Below are 17,447 nucleotides of genomic sequence, written 5' to 3'. Positions count from 1 at the left end.
AAAAAAGACCTCTTAAGTAAGGTCTCATTAAACAAATTTGTTAAATAATTTAAATTTTCTCCTCCAACTTTTTATAATAATCGATTTTTTCACTGATTTTTGTTAGATTACTTTCTAGTTCTTTTATTTGTTTAAGAACATTTTCTTGGTGGATTTCTAATAATTCTCGTCGTGCGGTTGCTGTAGAATCGCCTTGACGCCTTAATTCTGCAAATTTCTTCATGTTAATTATCGGCATTCCAGTTTTACGTAACTTGATAAGAAAATCAATCCATAAAATGTCGGTTTGCCTGTATGTACGGTATCCATTTTCGTCTCTCTCAATATTACTTAGTAGACCAATATTCTCATAATAACGCAGAGTATATGTACTAAGGCCTGTAATTGAGGAGATATTCTGAATTGCTAATAGTTTTTCCATGAACATTATTATAACATATTTACAATATTATACAGATTCTAAATTGATGATTATAGAAATTACTATAGTGTATTGATACAGGTGACTATAGTTTAATTCTTAAAGGGTAAACATTAATTGGAGTATAAGCTGTTTTTTATTTATTAAAAAACTTCATGATTTATAATGAAAACCTTCTGAAATACCTAAAATACATCTTGCATTAGAGCGCACTATAAGGAGTATTCTTTAATCTATATTTATATTTCAGGAGGACTTACAATGAATAAAGGAATTTTTATTTTAGCAGTTACAACATTTGTTGCCGGTACAGTGGAATTAGTAATCGCAGGTATATTAGGGATGATTGCTGAAGATTTACATGTTTCTGTAGGAACAGTGGGTCAGTTGGTTTCCATTTTTTCTTTTGTTTTTGCGTTTGGAGCACCTACACTTATTGCTTTAACTTCACGAATTGAACGACGTAAATTGTTGCTTATAGCCATGCTTATTTTCTTGGGAGGGAATATTTTATCTATATTCAGTATGAGTTTTACAGCCTTATTAATCGCTAGGGTTATTCTTGCAGCTAGTTGTTCTATCGTAGTTGTTGTCTCCGTTACAATGGCTGCTAATACAGTTGCTGCTGAATTAAGAGGGCGTGCTATAGGAATTATTTTTATGGGCTTAAGTGCTTCACTCGTGTTAGGTGTACCATTAGGCACGATAATTGGTGAAAATTTTGGTTGGAGAATGACATTTTTATTAGTTGCAGTACTTAGTATTATATCTATGTTAGGGATTATTAAATTTTTACCTAAGGTTTCTCCACAACCTACGGTATCTTTACTTAAACAAATAGCTACATTGAAAAGTAAAAAGATTGTTTCAATACATCTTATATCTGTTTTAGAGTTAACAGGACATTTTACTGTTTATACTTATTTTACACCATTTCTTCAAACTACAATGGGATTATCAACAAACATGATTAGTATTGTTTTACTGATTTTTGGTGTAGCTGGAATAGCAGGAGGATGGATTGGTGGCTGGTCTTCTGATAAATTTGGAGGAGCTAGAACTATTTTAATATCTCTCGTGTTATTTGCAACTTCTTTATTTGTATTACCATACGCCACAGGATCAATAATTAGTTTACTAATTGTAGTTATACTATATGGAGCGTTAGTTTGGGCACTTAGTCCAGCAGTACAAAATTATCTTGCTAAAGCAGCACCTGAATCTTCTGATATTCAGCTAGGTTTAAATACTTCATTTTTACATCTTGGAGTGGCTTTAGGTTCGGGATTTGGAGGTATATTAATCAACCATTACCCTGTTACAACGAATCCTTGGGTTGCAGGTATAATGGTTACTTTAGCACTTTTTTCAGCAGTTTACTCTCTTATGAAAACTAAACAAGATCGTGTTTCCACTAGATTAACGATTTCTAATAGATAAAGATAATTTCTATAAAAACAAAAAAGCACAAACCACTATAGGGGACTGACCCCATATGTAGGTTGTGCTTTTTTAATCAAAGAATAACATTTTAACGCTTTAAAGTAAAGCTTGAAATCGTTTTTAGTCATTTCTTTTCTTCTTAGTAAAAATTTAATCCCAGTAGTTATAAAGAACTTCCCCTACAGTAATTGGTTTCCAATATGCTATTTGTGCTAATTCTGCATGGTTTAGTTGGTTGTCATTTTTTATTAGAACAGATCCTTTTTTACGCATATATAGTAACCTTTCGTTCAGTGACTCTGCATTTAATAATGTTTTTATTTAAATAAAAGATCTATTTCTTCCCGGTCATAATCTAAAATCCAATGATTATATTCTTCATAAAGAAACTTTATAGATTCTTTATTAGAGGCTAATACATCACAACCTCGATCATCATACAAATGAAAAATGATTTCTTTAGAAAGATTAACAAAATAAATATCATAACCACTTTGTGGGTTGTTTTTAAGTATGCTAGATGGATGATCAAAGTCTTCATAACAAATAGCTTTTAAGAGTTGTACATATTTTAGTTCTGGTTTCTTACAAGAAAGTACAAATCGATGAGTGACAGATTGATCATCTGCCTCATCAAATACACTAGGTAAAGGATGATGACTTAATTGATATAGCTTTTCCTTATTTTTTATGTATTTTAAATATACGTTTAAAGGTCTTTTTTGGAGGAAGATATCTTTTTTTATGGAGTGTACATCCGTAACAAGAAGAATCTCATCTTCTTCTTCAAATACTGCTTCAAATAATCGGATTGAACGATAAAATGCTTGCTCTAAATGTTCCTTCTTATAATAATGTATCAAAGGATCCGATATTTCAAAACGAATGCTATTTTTCCATGAATAAAATAGAGAAGGGCCTAATATTAGTCTTTCAAAATGTTTTTCTAAAAATGAGTGTAGAATATCATGGTTCATATATTTTTCTCCGTGGTTTTTGATTTTATTTTAACATTTTTCTAAGTAAATTCTTTATATACGATATAAAAAGCTCTCTTTATAAATTCTGTTCTCAGAACACATTAAAAAGGAAATTTTATGAAACTTCAATACTCAATTTAAAGGTAGAAATGAATAGTAATAAAAAAACACCTGAATAATAATTTATTCAAGTATCTCTTGATAATAGTGATTTAATTTTCTTTAATTACACTTGAAGGGCTCTTTTTATTAGGCAAAAAGACAAACTTCGAATCAATAATGAAATGTAGTGCGATAGGAACCCACAAAGAGCCTGTCCCCACAAGAAGAAAAAACATAATGCCACCTAAATAGGAAGTGAATAGTACCCCTTTCCAGCCTTGGTATAGGTGAACAATTCCAAATAACAGACTTGAAATAATTCCAATTGCAACGGTAGATAAATGAAAAGGGAGGTGGTCGAAATAATGAAACATTGCACCACGAAAAATAATCTCTTCGCAAACTCCTGCTGTAACTGCTACCAAAAGAAAAAACAGCCTTTCCTTGAAGTTTGATGGCAACAGGAATTGAATACTCTCATCACTTAATCCTTCGGAAATTTTCTCTCTAGCATTTTTGGAAAAGGAAATCATAAAAACAATCATTATAATACTAATTCCTGCCCCCACTCCCGCAGACAGTAAAAAATCTTTATCTAAAGAAAATAAAGGTTTTTTAATAGAAAATAAGTTGTTAAACGTGTGTTTAGTCAAAAACCAATAGACTAGAAATATGATGACCAATATCCATTGAGTAATAACAATTTCCCCGTACATTCTCCATTTGTTTAGTTGATTACTTTTTATTTTCTTTAAATAAAAATAGTCCCATACTGGATACCCTACAATAATTAATAGTAAAAACAGAGTAAGAAATATCATGTTTATCACCTCTTAGTTGTTAAATATTTTCAAACCCATTTTATTATAACATTGTGATTTTTAGTAATTAGAATAAATTATGTTTTATTTTCCAATTGTAAACAATTAATACTGTAACCATTTTTGTATTGAATATTAACAGAAGACAGGTGTTAACACTGAGACAACTGTCTAGGGTTCCTATTTAATGAGCAAAAGAAGTCCCCCCCCTCTCCCAAAAGGTAGGTTCTTTTGTTTTTAAGTTCTATTTAATTTTTTTATACCTCTAGTTTTTATAAACCAAGTTATTGGCGCAGATTCAACTATATGGTAAAATAACCCTTTAAAGGATTAATAAAGAAATAGGAGTGTATTTTATTTGTTACATGTAGTAATACCGCTTTTAGTACTAACAACTGTGCTCTACTTTTTCATTTTAAGAGCTAGAATAAAAAAGGTAGGTTTTCAACCTAAAGAACTTCTCTCCAGTTTATGTTTTTATATCATATCCATTAATTGTTTTTTATCGATGTGGCTAAATTATAACGGTACAATAAGTTGGGTTGTTAATATGATGTTACTATTACTCGCTGCTTACTTTACAAAGTATTTAAAAGTAAATAAAAATAAAAATACATAAGATATTTGATTTGTAATTAATATAATGCACTTTATTGGTAGTGAAGCTAAATATTAATGACCACATCTGTGATTAGATATGGCCATTATTTATACATAAAAACTATCGATTATGAGTTTATTCTGTTTATGATTGTCGCCCTGTTTGTAGTGAAAAGTATGTAATTTTGCTTCTTAGTTTTAATGAATATTCGATCAGTTGTTCCATATGGAGGACCTATACGGATTGCATCAACTTCTTTACCTCCGTACGTCTCCCGTAACCTCAATAATATCTTCTAGTGCAATATTAAATTTAGCAAGTTGCCATTTTATGATTAATTCTTTTTCTGTTTTCTTAACGTCAATCCCCTCTGTAAGCATATTAACATCCCCTTTTTCCTTATAATTACATTTTAATACACTGTAAAGGAAGATAAATTAATGAATACAATATGCCGAGTTAATTAACATACAACGTATTATAAGAACCATAAACATTTGAAAGAAGTTTAGTTAGATGTTTCTCTTTTTGATTTGGTGAAATTCTCTAAGAAGATAAAAAGGGGGGAAGAAAGCATGAGCACAACCGAAATCATATTATTAAACATAAAAGAGATTAGAAGAAGAAGCATCAAGATACGGGAAGCAATTCCTCAAACTGAATTGGATTGGAAGCCAGATAAAGAAGCTATGACATGCATAGAGATGGTTCGACATGTCTTAGAGTCAGAATACTATTATCATCTAGCTATTAAAAATAGAGGTATCTTAAAAGAATTTGACTCTCCTTTTGAAAAAAACCATTGATTTCTGTAAAAAGTGAATTAGAATTTGCAGAGACATACCCTCAACAATTTCTAGAGATGTTAAATAACTTTTCAGATGAGGATTTAACATGTATTCAAATAGATCGTTCAGATGTAGGCTATATTCGTTCTTTAGGTGATATGTTATTGAGTATAGGTTATCATGAGTCCGTACACGCAGGACAACTCTTACAGTATTTAAGAACAATGGGAGTTGATCGTCCTAAAGTCTGGGATTAAACCAGTTAAGCGCTTATGTATACTACATATACAAACCCAGTTAACATAATCAGCATTTGAGATTCTAACTGTTTCATTAGAATCTCAACTCTGAGACATATAGTGAAATTTTCACTATACACCGCTTGGAGATATTATAAAGTGCCTTGCTGTCGATAAAAAAGTTCCAATTAATTTGACATTATCCAGTCCCTAGAAACCTAACGCGTTTTCTTTTTCAGGTTTCCATCCAATATGCCATATTCGTTTTGAGAAATTCTTTCACTTTCTGCATAGCTTATAGATTACAATAAGCAATGTCAATTCCCATTAAGTGCCCAAAATGGTGATATACGAGTGTGTTTGACATACCTTTGTTATCCACACTGTAAATTCGTTAATCATGTTAATTAACTCACGAATGTACTGGTTTTTGTGATGATCAAACTGTTTGTACGTTTCCTCCACTTTGCTAAAATCAATCCATTTCTTTAGTTTAATCATAGGCGGGTTGGTGCTCAAAAAATACGCGAGTTCTTGCAGCTGATTACTGATTCTCAGCCATGTTTCTGCTTTGATTTCTGTCACTTGGGTAGGTTGATACTGTGGCACATACTTGCAAATCGTGGTGTAGAAATAAGCAAAAGCTTCATCAGCAAAATAGACCGATTCTTTATTCCAATACTTTGCATTGTACTCACCTGGCTTCACTTCGATATAATAAGCATTTTCGACCTTGTCCACGTTGGTTATCATTTCAAAAGGAGATTCCATAGTAACACCTCTTCTTTAGATAACGTTAGTATGTCCGTTTTTATTAGTGATTCACCTAAAAATCACTCCCAAGTTAATATCACGTAATTTTATTTTTTTAACCATTTATAAAACATAGGTATGATTGCCCTTCCTTTGAATAGGTTAGTTGTAAAAAAACATATAGCCGAAAGGAAGTAGCAATTATGCATATAGAAATAAATACCTTATTTACTTTAGGTTCTTTAATGGGTTTATTAGTAGGTGGAGGACTTCTTAAATTAGTTAGTCACCTGTCACGAGGTAGAATTCAGTTTATGTATGCGATGTGTGGAGGAATCTTATTAGGGTTGTTATTTTTTGATATCCTTCCTTCCACATCGCATCTGTATGATTTAAAAGGCGTTCTATTAGGCATCGTAGCAGGATATATCGTTATGCTATGCATTGACCTCTTTTTGCATAAAACAAATAGTGCAATTTCACCTTTTCAGTCACTTATTTTATTAACGGCTGCAATCTTTTTTCATAATATTATTACAGGAATTACCTTTGGGATAACAGATCTACATCAGTCAACTTCCGTATTCGTAGCTACCCTCTTACACCAAATTCCAGAGGGTATGGCCCTGATGACGGTGCTCTCCATAGCAAAAATACCTAACGTCTTCTTTTTATTCATTATAGTCCTTCTATCACTATCTTTGGGTGGGAGTCTATTACTTGGAGAAAATGTACAAGCTTCCTCGCTTAAAATACAAGCCTTATCTACCGGAGGAGCAATTGGCACCCTATCCTTTGTTATTTTTCATGAAATAATAGGAAAGGCCATTAGTCACTTCAGAAACCTACATGTATGGCTATTAATATCGCTAGGAGTACTAATTATTTATATTTATCACTATTCCCTTTCACTATTTCATAGTCATTAAACTTATATAGAAAATTTTAGAGATCTTAATTTATAAGGTCTCTTTTTTTATTCTTATAAGATTAATCATATTACATAAGAAATTCAAAAGTCGTGATCCGAATTTTTTCTGATTTGTTAAAAAGAAGTATGAGATTGATTTGGAAACAGCTTTTGAGTGACATAAATGATTTTTGATGAAGTTGAAAATACTAAAACAAATGGTCAAATTAAATCTTTAAATGATGAAGCTTCTGTTAGGGTTTCCCAGAACTTAAAAGCACCATCCCATCATAAAAGAATTAACATTCTATATCTACTGTCTTAAAAGGAATCTTTAGTATATAAGGCTTTCGGGGATTTAAAGATCCACCCATTGAGTTTTTTGAATAAACTACTTTTAGTGAAATCCAGAACAAGAGAAATAACGTTTTTTCAAACAATGATCATGTTTTTGCAGCAAGGAGAGATTTTTATGGGAAACAACCACAATCACGACCACGGAGATGTATTTCACTCCCATGCTCCGATTGGGAAAATGAAATTAGCATTTTTTCTTACTTTAATTATCCTGGTAGTCGAATTAATTGGAGGATTCATTTCACACAGCTTAGCCCTACTTTCTGATGCTGGACATGTACTTACAGATATTGCAGCCATAGGGCTATCGTGGTTTGCTATGCACCAAGCCCAAAAGCCAGCTTCGGAAAATTTCACTTACGGGTATCACCGTTCAGGGATACTAGCTGCTTTTATTAATGCCATGACGTTAATTGTTATTGCTGTTGTCATACTATACGAAGCGATTGATCGCTTTAAGGATCCCCAACCAGTGGGAAGTACATGGATGTTCATTAGTGCATCTGTTGGTTTAGCCATGAACCTTTACTTAGGTCTTGGCTTAAGGAAGGAAGACAACATCAATGTGAAAAGCGCCGTACTTCATATGATTGGGGACGCAATGGCTTCGGCAGGAGTTATTATCGGAGGACTTATTATCCTATTCACTGGCTGGAATATCGTAGATCCAATCCTAAGTGTTCTTATTGCATTCTTAATTGCTTTGGGCGCATGGAAAATTGTAAAGCAGACAATAGGAATTTTAATGGAAGGTACACCGAAAGGAATCTCTTTAGAAAAAGTAATGGAAACAATTCATGCAGTTAAAGGTGTACTAAATGTCCACGATTTACATGTTTGGAGTATAACTAGTGGGAAAAATGCATTATCCTGTCATGTGGTGTTAAATAATCAAATAAGTTTCCTGGAAAGTCAGGTCATATTAAGAGAAATTGAATCCAAACTTCAACATCAAGAAATTGAGCATGCGACTATCCAGTTAGAAAACGAAGAGCACCCTCATGATGATTCAGCTATTTGCTCTACCACCAAACGTGAAGGTCATTACTAATACAATTTGGTGTTTTTATATGTGTAAACCCTGAAGAATATTGCTGTCGATAATAAACTAAATGTGTAGGTCAACAGACAAAAAAATCATGACTCACTTTTACGAATTATTATTTCCCAGCTCTTTCTTACATTATGAATGAGTTTTTGTGTTTTTAAAAAGATATATTTTCACGAACAAAATATTCAAATCTATTGCAGCGTGTTAAAGAAATTATTATCGTTAATAAAATAAAAAGCCATCTAGTATTTGAAGTAAAGGTGGCTTTTTACTATAATATGCACGTCCAGACATACATACTATATCTTTTCATACAATCACATGTAAAAAAGACTATAAGAATTTAAAGAAAGTATTAATAATAAAAATCACACTTAAAAGTGCAATAAAAACAATCAATTCAATTGTTTCCTCACTATCTTTTATTTTATACTTTAAATCTCTATCTTTAAGCTGTATGTTTTTCTTATATCCTAATTCCATATGATTAATTCCTTCCCTTTATGTATTCGTTTTAATTGGCATGTTTACTATTTGGCTTGTTTCCACATGTAAGTTAGCACCCTCTATACTGTGTTCTTATGCTAATGTATTCTCTACTTTAGCTGTTATATCATGAGCAGCGTCTACTCCCAAGATGGAATTTGCGAGAATGGAGATATCTACTACAGGACTCCATAATGTTTCCTCTCTTTTATCCTAACAAAGCAAGTTCAAGTGGGTCTATAGCAACCTTTTTGAAGGATTCTATAAAAATAAACCCCTATCAAGAAAGTTTCGTTAAGTAAAAAAAGTAACAATCTTAGATTTATCTGTTACATGTTTAATTGAATTTATTCAATATTTCATGGGACGTAGCTTAGATATAGACGATGTTCTACTTAATATGTTTGGAACAGTTATAAGTTATGTGGTTCTTTTAATAAATAAGCAAGCCAGTAAAATAAAAAAGGGCGACTATATAGATAGATGCTCTTTTTGTTCCAATAAGCTGGTTGATGGTAACTAAGTATATAATTTATAAAACAGAACAACCTCCTGTACAGGAGGTTGTTCTGTTGGGAATACGTTATTAGTCTGGCCAGATTTGTAGATTCATATACATATAACTTTAAAAATAAACATTGTGATGACTCTGTTTTTAAAAAGCAACCTTACTTAAGTTTTTTTAGTTAAGTAATTGATAAAGTATTTTATTTATTTTTTATTTTTTACTATTTACACTTAGTGACGACAAAATAGTTCTTTTTCTACAAATTTTCCCAACTTAATATTACTAAATACCACTGAATTTAACGCTCATTCCGTTATCTAGATGAAATAAGAAGATACCTTTTCCTCAGAGTCCATTAGAAGAAATATTTTTTTCATTAAAACCCTCCAACTTATATTTATGGATTTATTTCTCTGAAAAGACAACAACAATAATTTAGTGGATAGCGTAACAACGATGGTTGGTTAAATTTTTGTGATTCTAGCTGTGAACGCCTTCAGCAACACGTTCACCAATATCCAGCACACGCGAGATGTTTTGCACAATTTCAGGAAGCCCGATCACGGCCTCTTGGAACATCCAAATATAAGCCAGGACTGCAAATATGCTCTTCGTGAAATGATTTCTTAATTTATTATTTGAAAGGTTCTTTTTCAGGTAATCCCAATATGTCCGTATTTTTAGGTGTATGCCCTAATAGACGTAACATAACTACAATTTGTCCTTTATGATGTGATTCGTGAGTAATTGAATGGGTAAGCAATTGACGAGGTGTCTTTCTTACAAAACCACTGTTTGCTCTCCAAGCAAGTTCTTTTTCGATAGACTCATCAAATTTATCTGTGAATTGCTCCAATACTTTTTCTACATATCTATCAGCCTGTTGAAAATAATGCTGAATATCGTCTATTTTCATAGTATTAATTACTTCTTTTGTGAATAGTGGTGATGATGTTTCTGAAAGCACAAAAGAACCTAACCAAGCATGGTAGCAACCTGCCACATGAACTAGAGAATCTCTAATATTTTGAAAACCAAATGCAAACTCTTTCGTCAAGTCACCTTCACTCAATTCTCTACACTGCTCTAATAAAGTTTGTCGTGCTAGTTTTACCCATTCATATTCTAGCTTTTCCATAACAATCCCACCTCTCAGACATATAATGAAAAATTATTCTTTACTATACACTCTTTAGAATTATTATTACACCCATTTTTTCATTAATTAGTTAAGTAAATGATAAAGTACTTCGTGTATTAATGACAAATAGATCATTTTTCTACAAAGAATATAAAGTATACAACAAATATGGCCTAGTGACAGGATAGCAATGTTTTGTTTGAAAGGAATTTGTAACTTTTAAATAGAATGATTATGAAAATGGACAGATAATAAAATTTTACACATAAGGAGATAAAACTATGGAAAAAAACAACCTACTAAGAATGGACAATGTCAGCATCGTTGTAGAATCCCTTGATGACGCAATTTCTTTCTTTAAGGAGATTGGCTTGAGTCTCGAAGGGCGGGCCACCGTCGAAGGTCAATGGGGTGGCCGCGTAACGGGATTGGGTTCTCAGCGTGTAGAGATTGCGATGATGGTTACCCCGGATGGTCACAGTCGGATTGAACTTTCGCGATTTCTCAGCCCACCTACTATATCAGATCACCGGAATGCTCCTGTAAACGCTCTCGGCTATCTACGCGTCATGTTCACTGTTGAAGACATTGACGAAATGGTCTCCAGACTTACTAGATATGGCGCTCAGCTCGTTGGCGAAGTGGTTCAGTACGAGGACTCGTATCGTCTCTGCTACATTCGTGGAGTAGAAGGACTTTTAATCGGTTTGGCAGAGCAACTCAGTAACAAATAAGTAAGTGACGTTTTATAAAAGTCTTTACTGAAATGTACGTTTAACCTATCTGAATCTTCAATAGATCGAGATTATTTTCAGGTTTTTTCAAACCTTTATTTTACTTTTTTGTCCCCTATATATACTTAATTATGGAATTTTTGTTTTAATATTCATAAAAAGGGTATTTGTTCTAAGAACCAACTAAAATAGGAGGAGATCAAATGAGAAGAGCGAAACAAGCTGTTGTAGCTTCTGCTGTAGGTTTAGCTATGTTAGCGACGCCATTAGCTCTACCGAATTTAGGAGGTTCTGCTGGCTCCGCAGAAGCTGCAGAAGTTGGAGGAGACGTAGCAATTGATCCAGTAGCCATAGGACAAGCGATTGCAGATGCGGCTAAAACTGCCGACAATCGAAGTGGTTTTGTTAAGGGAGCGATGGAAAAAGCTTTCTTTGAATCGGGTCAGCAGTATAATGTGATAGTAATGAATTTAAGTCAAGGTTATAATTCCGACCAGTTACAAGGTGTACAATATTTTGATACCGTAGATTATGATGGTATCACGTTCGGGGTCTGGATATTTGAAGAAGGAACGTTTATTAATGAAGGCGACGGTGGATATGATAACTGGGCCTTTAGAGGTTGGTTTGAACGTACGGGGGACGATGAGAAAACGGTCAACTTCCATAGACCTTGATCTAATTAAACAGAACCCTATTTAATTAAATAGGGTTCTGTTTGTTTGCTATAAGAATTTTTCTGTTTAAAGAGATTGCAATAAAAAGTCTAGTATAGCGCTTTAGACAACAGTATCTCAATTAGAAATCTTGTTCCTTCCACAGTAGCCCAATTTTTTGTTTTCTCTGCAAAACCTTTTCTAGATAACGTTCCGTTATTTTACGATCACTGTGACCAAGCTCCTTTTGAATTAAGACGATATCAGCTCCCTGTTGGCTACTAAATCGCATAAAATGACCAAAATAATGAAGTGAAATCAGTGAAATGGGTGGGCTTGAAGCTGCCGGGAAAGGCATTTTAAGCTTTTATTAGCTTTCGTTTTCGCTATCGCTATCAATATCATTATCGTTGTCAGTATTACCATATTTAAAATCAATAATGTTTTTTCTAATTTCTTCTCTGATTTCAGGGTTTTCTTTTAAGAAAACCTTAGCGTTTTCTCTTCCCTGTCCTAAACGTTCTCCATTATATGAAAACCAAGATCCAGACTTTTGAACAATATCTACTTCAGAACCAATATCTAAGATTTCTCCTTCTCTTGAGATACCTTCTCCATACATAATATCTACTTCAGCAATGCGGAAAGGAGGTGCCATCTTATTTTTGACTACTTTGATTCTTGTTTTGTTACCAACTATGTCATTTCCCAGTTTAAGTTGTTCAGCGCGGCGAACCTCAAGACGAACGGAAGAATAGAATTTTAGTGCTCTTCCACCTGGCGTTGTTTCCGGATTTCCAAACATAACGCCTACTTTCTCCCTGATTTGATTGATGAAGATAGCAATGGTTTTAGACTTATTAATTGCTCCAGATAGTTTACGAAGGGCTTGAGACATCAAACGAGCTTGTAGACCTACGTGAGAATCTCCCATTTCTCCCTCAATTTCTTTTTGAGGAACTAATGCTGCTACTGAGTCAACAACAATAATATCTACAGCACCACTTCTAACTAATGCTTCAGCAATTTCAAGTGCCTGCTCACCAGTATCTGGTTGAGATAACAGTAACTCATCAATATCTACACCTAGTTTTCTTGCGTAAACTGGATCAAGTGCGTGTTCAGCATCAATAAAGGCAGCTCGACCTCCATTTTTTTGTACTTCTGCAATCGCATGTAAGGAAACTGTTGTTTTACCTGAGCTTTCGGGTCCGTACACTTCCATGATTCTTCCTTTTGGATAACCATTAATCCCAAGAGCGATATCTAAAGCTAATGAACCTGAGCTAGATGCCTCAACTTTTGTATGTGTGCCTTCCCCCATCTTAATAATTGATCCTGTACCGAATTGTTTTTCAATTTGTTTTAGAGCCATATCTAGTGCTGCTTGTTTATCATTCATAATTTAAAACCTCCGATTGTTAGTACGTTTACAGTAAACGACAATGTATGTGGATAAATAATAAGGATTGGCTCAAATGTTTTTGCTCCGTGCGAGAAAATTTTGTGTTTAACTGTCTTGGTTTATTCTGTTGTTCCTTTATTTATCTCTAAACCCTTAATATCGAACAAATGTTCCTGTTGTGTAATCATACAATAAACGCATCTAGTTGTAAAGGAGAAAGTTTTGTACAAACCAGCCAAAGAAATATCTTTTTTGTAAAAAGTAGGTTTATACCTTTAATACTTACAGTTATTGAAACTTCAATCTATAAAATAACCCTTATTATACGCTCAAAAAATAATTCATCCTCTTATATACATTATGTCATGTGCTTAGACTATCCACTAACAAAAGGGATAAATTATAATAGATTTATTAGAGAAATTTTCAACCTAATAAATTCAAATGAAATTCGTTATTAAAAATGTGATACATTAAATAAGAGACAAGAAATGAAAGGAGTTTTTTTAATGAGTAACCATGAAGCACAAAATGAATTGCCACCAAAAACATGTACAATCGATCGACTTGTAACAATGCCGGATGATGTAAATAAAGTAATCAAAGGCAGCAAAACAGCAACTCGCCGAAATGGAAGATATGCTGATGTAGGAGAGATAATGGTTTTAGAAGATCAAAAATTTGTAGTGGAACGAGTTTATTCTCAATCACTAGGTGAATTAACAGATGAAAATGCTCGCCAGGAAGGCTATGCTACAGTAGAGGAATATAAACAATCTATTTTGTCTTATCATCCTGGGATGCCTTGGCTTCCGCAAATGAGGGTATGGGTGCATGAGTTCAGATTAGTTAACGATTGATAGGTAAAAGAAATGGATTTGTTGTACCGTATATTAGTATATATTCATGTTTCTAGTGTCATTTTATCGATTGGTCCTTTTTTTATTCTCTTGCCAATTGTTAAAAAACTACATAGTTCAAGAGAACAAGAAATGAATGCCTATTTGATCACATTTCAATCTGTTGTTAGGCTCGCAAAACATACGGGCCATGTTCTTGTTATCACAGGGATACTCCTCGTTATGTGTGGCCCATGGACGTGGACTACGCCGTGGATTATAATGACACTGATTTTCCTTTTTTGCTCCTTGTTCTTTCTGGCCCGTGCTTTTTCACCAACACTTCGAAAGTACAAGGAGGAAGGACAAAATAAAAAAGAACTGGCAACTAAACTAGAGCGATCTATTTGGATTTATATCATTCTATTAATGACTATGCTTTGGTTTATGGTCGGTAAGCCAACTTTTTGGTGACACCCATCCATTTGTCATCACTAAGAGTAAATAGTTAAACTGATTATTTTCATCAAATACTTTACGTTTTACTTAACATAACTCGTATTTTCGGTATGAAAAAAGATTTTTGCTTGTATATCAGATGCACATTTGGATTAAAAATTAAAAACCCCTATTAACCGTATGTTAAAGGGGTTCTTACTTATTGTTTAAACTCCAAGTATGAAGTTCTTATAGAAGAATACACTAAATATCAATATGTTTCAAGTCAACCCAAGTAATTATCTACTTGTTGCTACTATTAATAGGTTGATCTATAGATTGTTGGGTCTCAAATAGAGAGGTCTTAATGCCGATTAAAGACGCCACAATCGTTAGGATGCCTGCTGAAATAAAAATTAAAGAGACGCTAATATATTCAGCTGCAACACCTGCTAACATTCCACTAATCGGTAAAGCCAAAAAAGCTAACATACGAGTTGAACTAATTACTCTTCCCAATAAGGCTGATGGCACAATCTCTTGCCTAAGGGTAAACCAATTAATTGCTAATAATGTTACCGAACCGACAATTACAATTCTACAGACTATTAACAAAATAACTGCAGTGTTTGAAAAAGTAAGGATAGTTTGACCTAAACCTATTATTACACCACAATAGATAATTATATTTCCCCGTGGTAATTTATTTAGTTTATTTGCAGCATAAATTGCTACAAATGACCCTAAGGTTTGTAGGGAAAATATTAAACCAATATACTGTGCCGATAAATGTAAATTATCCTTTAGATGAAACATAAATAAAGCTTCCATAGCACCATAACCCACATTGATTAAGAATATGAGAATAGTCCCTATCAAAATCTTTTTAGTATTTATAACGTATTTAACTCCTTCAGCTATTGAATTCATTATAGAACTATTAACTGGATTCTGGCTTTTATATTTCTTAGTTATTAAGCCAATGAATATTCCAGAAAGAAAATACGTGAAAAAATTAAAATATAATAAGTTATGAGTTCCAACCAAAGCAATTAAAATGCCTGCTATTGAAGGGCCTGCAAAGGTTGTGATTGTCTCTGATAACTTGAATAAAGAGTTACCCTGTATTAAATTTTCACCTTCTAAAATTTCTGGTATGACTGATTCAAAACTTGGATGATAAAATGCACTCACAGCTGATATTAAAAAAGCTACCACATATACAATCCATATATCTAACACGTTTATTAAAGCTGCAAGAGGTATGATAATAATTAAAATGGCTGATAAAATATCACCTATTAATAAAATGTATTTCTTACTTATACGATCAGCTAAGGCTCCGCCTAACAAACTAAACAATACTTGAGGCGTAATTTCTAAAACAAATGTTAATGCCATTAAACTTGGTGATTTAGTCAAATCATATACTAATAAAGGCAGTGCGATTTGAAAAAAAGACGTGCCCAACTTACTTGTTGTGGCACTTAAAAATAAGCATAAAAAATCTCTGTTCTTTAGTACTTCATAAGATTTCAACATTTACCCCCCCATCATAATTATTTACCTGCTGTTACAGGTGCGGAATGGCAAACTGGACAATCCTCTTTCTTATTCCACTCTGAAATAGGGTAAGTTTGATATGTAAGGAAATTTAATTCCATCATTTTCCCTAATGATGTTGGAGTTTGAATACCTGTTACCAACCCTAAAAATTCATTTACAATAGCACCAGCCAACATAGCTACATTAGGACTAATCGCAGCATTATTTCGTTGAAAATTTATCTGATGCATACTGTCAAGTTGCTTATTAACTATAACATCACTTTCAATTATGGTTTGTTTATGACACTCTACACACCCAGTTTTTCCTGGTAACATAGAATAAAATCTGCCCCTTGTGTTTAGGACTCCACCTGAAACTAACGGCTTTCCTAACTTCACTACTGCTTCATTCACCCAGTCCTGTATATGAAGGGTTGGTTTATCGGCTACACAAATTACATAATCACTACCTTCAATATGTGCCATTACATCTTCAGCACATTCTATACGCTTATTAGTAACGTTTAACTTAACATTAGGATTAAAACGCGATATTCTTTCCTTTGCTAATTCCGTTTTTAACTTATTAATATCTTTTTCAGAATATAACAACTGTCTATTAAAATTGCTTAATTCCAAAGTATCAAAATCCAATGCATTAATGTTATGAAAACCTAATGCAGATAGATGATATAGTATTTGACTACCTAAACCTCCGATTCCGAGCAAAGCAACCTTTGTATTTATGATAGTTTCTTGCACATTGTACTTATTGTCCTCTAAAGACGTAAAAAGCGAAAAATAATTAAGGTTTGCTTTGTATCTTTCGAGTTCATAATCTCCTATAGATTGAGGATTCAAAGAATTATCTTCTAAATATTTCTCTGTATCTAATGCCTTTATCCCTTCCAATACCTCATTTTCTTTTATGTTTGGATACTTTTCTTGGACTAAATGTATTATTTCTTCTATAGAATTTTTTCCGTTAATAAGAGAAATTAAATACTTAATACTTCCACTGGGATCTTCAATAACTCCTGCTACTCCATCTTCTTCACCAATATGGATTTCATCATTTATAAAAAATACAGGGATTGTCTCTTTGAACTTAGGTTTCATTTTCTACATTTCACTCCATTTCTCTTAATTATTGAAATAGGGAACTATCATATGATAGTTCCCTATATTTACAGACTTGAAGTTTAAACAATAAGTAAGTAGTTCACA

The 17,447-nt window shown here is 33.0% G+C and carries 17 protein-coding genes and 2 pseudogenes; 9 read left to right on the top strand and 10 right to left on the bottom strand.

Annotated elements, in window-relative coordinates:
- Positions 1 to 49: 49 nt before the first annotated feature.
- Positions 50 to 421: a MerR family transcriptional regulator gene (locus tag CEQ83_RS08775; protein ID WP_033579506.1), complete on the bottom strand. Its 372-nt coding sequence runs from the start codon at positions 419 to 421 to the stop codon at positions 50 to 52.
- Positions 422 to 682: 261 nt separating this feature from the next.
- Here CEQ83_RS08775 and CEQ83_RS08770 point away from each other — a divergent pair, with 261 nt between their 5' ends.
- Positions 683 to 1,861, top strand: a complete 1,179-nt coding sequence (locus tag CEQ83_RS08770) for an MFS transporter (RefSeq protein WP_033578650.1) — start codon at positions 683 to 685, stop codon at positions 1,859 to 1,861.
- Between the two features lie 320 nt (positions 1,862 to 2,181).
- On the opposite strand, the gene CEQ83_RS08765 is transcribed toward CEQ83_RS08770, so the two are convergent.
- From CEQ83_RS08765 to CEQ83_RS08755, 3 genes and pseudogenes are all read right to left on the bottom strand, one after another.
- Complete coding sequence (locus CEQ83_RS08765) at positions 2,182 to 2,841, bottom strand: DUF3885 domain-containing protein (protein WP_033578649.1); 660 nt, start codon at positions 2,839 to 2,841, stop codon at positions 2,182 to 2,184.
- Between the two features lie 215 nt (positions 2,842 to 3,056).
- Entirely contained in the window at positions 3,057 to 3,767 is a 711-nt protein-coding gene (locus CEQ83_RS08760; RefSeq protein ID WP_049164005.1) for a type II CAAX endopeptidase family protein, read from the bottom strand.
- Positions 3,768 to 4,495: 728 nt separating this feature from the next.
- A pseudogene (locus tag CEQ83_RS08755) lies at positions 4,496 to 4,748 on the bottom strand (SunI/YnzG family protein).
- 195 nt (positions 4,749 to 4,943) lie between these two features.
- Between CEQ83_RS08755 and CEQ83_RS08750 the strand changes: the two are divergent.
- Positions 4,944 to 5,413: pseudogene (locus CEQ83_RS08750) on the top strand (DinB family protein).
- Positions 5,414 to 5,722: 309 nt separating this feature from the next.
- On the opposite strand, the gene CEQ83_RS08745 reads toward CEQ83_RS08750, so the two are convergent.
- Positions 5,723 to 6,166 carry a hypothetical protein gene (locus tag CEQ83_RS08745; RefSeq protein WP_063247023.1) on the bottom strand — a complete coding sequence of 148 codons (444 nt, stop codon included), beginning with the start codon at positions 6,164 to 6,166 and terminating at the stop codon, positions 5,723 to 5,725.
- A 185-nt stretch (positions 6,167 to 6,351) separates the two neighbouring features.
- Between CEQ83_RS08745 and CEQ83_RS08740 the strand changes: the two genes are divergently transcribed.
- A complete protein-coding gene (locus CEQ83_RS08740; protein WP_154991467.1) occupies positions 6,352 to 7,077 on the top strand; it encodes a ZIP family metal transporter in 726 nt (241 codons plus the stop codon).
- Positions 7,078 to 7,530: 453 nt separating this feature from the next.
- Entirely contained in the window at positions 7,531 to 8,466 is a 936-nt protein-coding gene (locus tag CEQ83_RS08735; RefSeq protein WP_081213958.1) for a cation diffusion facilitator family transporter, read from the top strand.
- Positions 8,467 to 8,799: 333 nt separating this feature from the next.
- On the opposite strand, the gene CEQ83_RS08730 is transcribed toward CEQ83_RS08735, so the two are convergent.
- Positions 8,800 to 8,949 (bottom strand): hypothetical protein, encoded by a 150-nt coding sequence (locus tag CEQ83_RS08730; protein WP_155017187.1) that lies wholly within the window; start codon positions 8,947 to 8,949, stop codon positions 8,800 to 8,802.
- 316 nt (positions 8,950 to 9,265) lie between these two features.
- Between CEQ83_RS08730 and CEQ83_RS27780 the strand changes: the two genes are divergently transcribed.
- The gene (locus tag CEQ83_RS27780; protein ID WP_154991773.1) at positions 9,266 to 9,475 is read left to right on the top strand and encodes a VanZ family protein; all 210 of its coding nucleotides are present in this window, start codon (positions 9,266 to 9,268) and stop codon (positions 9,473 to 9,475) included.
- 619 nt (positions 9,476 to 10,094) lie between these two features.
- Here CEQ83_RS27780 and CEQ83_RS08720 read toward each other — a convergent pair.
- Positions 10,095 to 10,598, bottom strand: coding sequence for a DinB family protein (locus CEQ83_RS08720; protein WP_155017186.1), 504 nt, complete (start codon positions 10,596 to 10,598; stop codon positions 10,095 to 10,097).
- 284 nt (positions 10,599 to 10,882) lie between these two features.
- On the opposite strand from CEQ83_RS08720, the gene CEQ83_RS08715 reads away from it, so the two are divergent.
- Complete coding sequence (locus CEQ83_RS08715; protein ID WP_047751219.1) at positions 10,883 to 11,335, top strand: VOC family protein; 453 nt, start codon at positions 10,883 to 10,885, stop codon at positions 11,333 to 11,335.
- 203 nt (positions 11,336 to 11,538) lie between these two features.
- A complete protein-coding gene (locus CEQ83_RS08710; protein WP_028413794.1) occupies positions 11,539 to 12,012 on the top strand; it encodes a hypothetical protein in 474 nt (157 codons plus the stop codon).
- Positions 12,013 to 12,361: 349 nt separating this feature from the next.
- Here the strand turns inward: CEQ83_RS08710 and recA are convergent, their stop codons facing one another.
- Positions 12,362 to 13,393 carry a recombinase RecA gene (gene recA / locus CEQ83_RS08705; RefSeq protein ID WP_154991469.1) on the bottom strand — a complete coding sequence of 344 codons (1,032 nt, stop codon included), beginning with the start codon at positions 13,391 to 13,393 and terminating at the stop codon, positions 12,362 to 12,364.
- Positions 13,394 to 13,905: 512 nt separating this feature from the next.
- On the opposite strand from recA, the gene CEQ83_RS08700 reads away from it, so the two are divergent.
- Together CEQ83_RS08700 and CEQ83_RS08695 are read left to right on the top strand one after the other, a co-directional pair.
- Positions 13,906 to 14,256, top strand: coding sequence for an ASCH domain-containing protein (locus CEQ83_RS08700; RefSeq protein ID WP_033579502.1), 351 nt, complete (start codon positions 13,906 to 13,908; stop codon positions 14,254 to 14,256).
- 18 nt (positions 14,257 to 14,274) lie between these two features.
- Positions 14,275 to 14,709, top strand: coding sequence for a DUF2269 family protein (locus CEQ83_RS08695; RefSeq protein WP_028413797.1), 435 nt, complete (start codon positions 14,275 to 14,277; stop codon positions 14,707 to 14,709).
- Between the two features lie 267 nt (positions 14,710 to 14,976).
- On the opposite strand, the gene CEQ83_RS08690 is transcribed toward CEQ83_RS08695, so the two are convergent.
- A complete protein-coding gene (locus tag CEQ83_RS08690) occupies positions 14,977 to 16,212 on the bottom strand; it encodes an MFS transporter (RefSeq protein ID WP_372452327.1) in 1,236 nt (411 codons plus the stop codon).
- Positions 16,213 to 16,232: 20 nt separating this feature from the next.
- Positions 16,233 to 17,339: a HesA/MoeB/ThiF family protein gene (locus CEQ83_RS08685; protein ID WP_033578641.1), complete on the bottom strand. Its 1,107-nt coding sequence runs from the start codon at positions 17,337 to 17,339 to the stop codon at positions 16,233 to 16,235.
- Positions 17,340 to 17,447 lie beyond the last annotated feature (108 nt).

It is taken from the genome of Priestia megaterium, assembly GCF_009497655.1.
In the GTDB taxonomy this organism is placed as follows: Bacteria; Bacillota; Bacilli; order Bacillales; family Bacillaceae_H; genus Priestia; species Priestia zanthoxyli.
The sequence above is the reverse complement of the archived record's forward strand: the minus strand, read 5'-3'. Positions and strand labels throughout refer to the sequence as shown.

Coding starts and splice junctions, on each gene's coding strand:
- CEQ83_RS08775 (WP_033579506.1), bottom strand. CDS start 421: ATGGAAAAACTATTAGCAATTCAGAATATCTCCTCAATTACAGGCCTT.
- CEQ83_RS08770 (WP_033578650.1), top strand. CDS start 683: ATGAATAAAGGAATTTTTATTTTAGCAGTTACAACATTTGTTGCCGGT.
- CEQ83_RS08765 (WP_033578649.1), bottom strand. CDS start 2,841: ATGAACCATGATATTCTACACTCATTTTTAGAAAAACATTTTGAAAGA.
- CEQ83_RS08760 (WP_049164005.1), bottom strand. CDS start 3,767: ATGATATTTCTTACTCTGTTTTTACTATTAATTATTGTAGGGTATCCA.
- CEQ83_RS08745 (WP_063247023.1), bottom strand. CDS start 6,166: ATGGAATCTCCTTTTGAAATGATAACCAACGTGGACAAGGTCGAAAAT.
- CEQ83_RS08740 (WP_154991467.1), top strand. CDS start 6,352: ATGCATATAGAAATAAATACCTTATTTACTTTAGGTTCTTTAATGGGT.
- CEQ83_RS08735 (WP_081213958.1), top strand. CDS start 7,531: ATGGGAAACAACCACAATCACGACCACGGAGATGTATTTCACTCCCAT.
- CEQ83_RS08730 (WP_155017187.1), bottom strand. CDS start 8,949: ATGGAATTAGGATATAAGAAAAACATACAGCTTAAAGATAGAGATTTA.
- CEQ83_RS08720 (WP_155017186.1), bottom strand. CDS start 10,598: ATGGAAAAGCTAGAATATGAATGGGTAAAACTAGCACGACAAACTTTA.
- CEQ83_RS08715 (WP_047751219.1), top strand. CDS start 10,883: ATGGAAAAAAACAACCTACTAAGAATGGACAATGTCAGCATCGTTGTA.
- CEQ83_RS08710 (WP_028413794.1), top strand. CDS start 11,539: ATGAGAAGAGCGAAACAAGCTGTTGTAGCTTCTGCTGTAGGTTTAGCT.
- recA (WP_154991469.1), bottom strand. CDS start 13,393: ATGAATGATAAACAAGCAGCACTAGATATGGCTCTAAAACAAATTGAA.
- CEQ83_RS08700 (WP_033579502.1), top strand. CDS start 13,906: ATGAGTAACCATGAAGCACAAAATGAATTGCCACCAAAAACATGTACA.
- CEQ83_RS08685 (WP_033578641.1), bottom strand. CDS start 17,339: ATGAAACCTAAGTTCAAAGAGACAATCCCTGTATTTTTTATAAATGAT.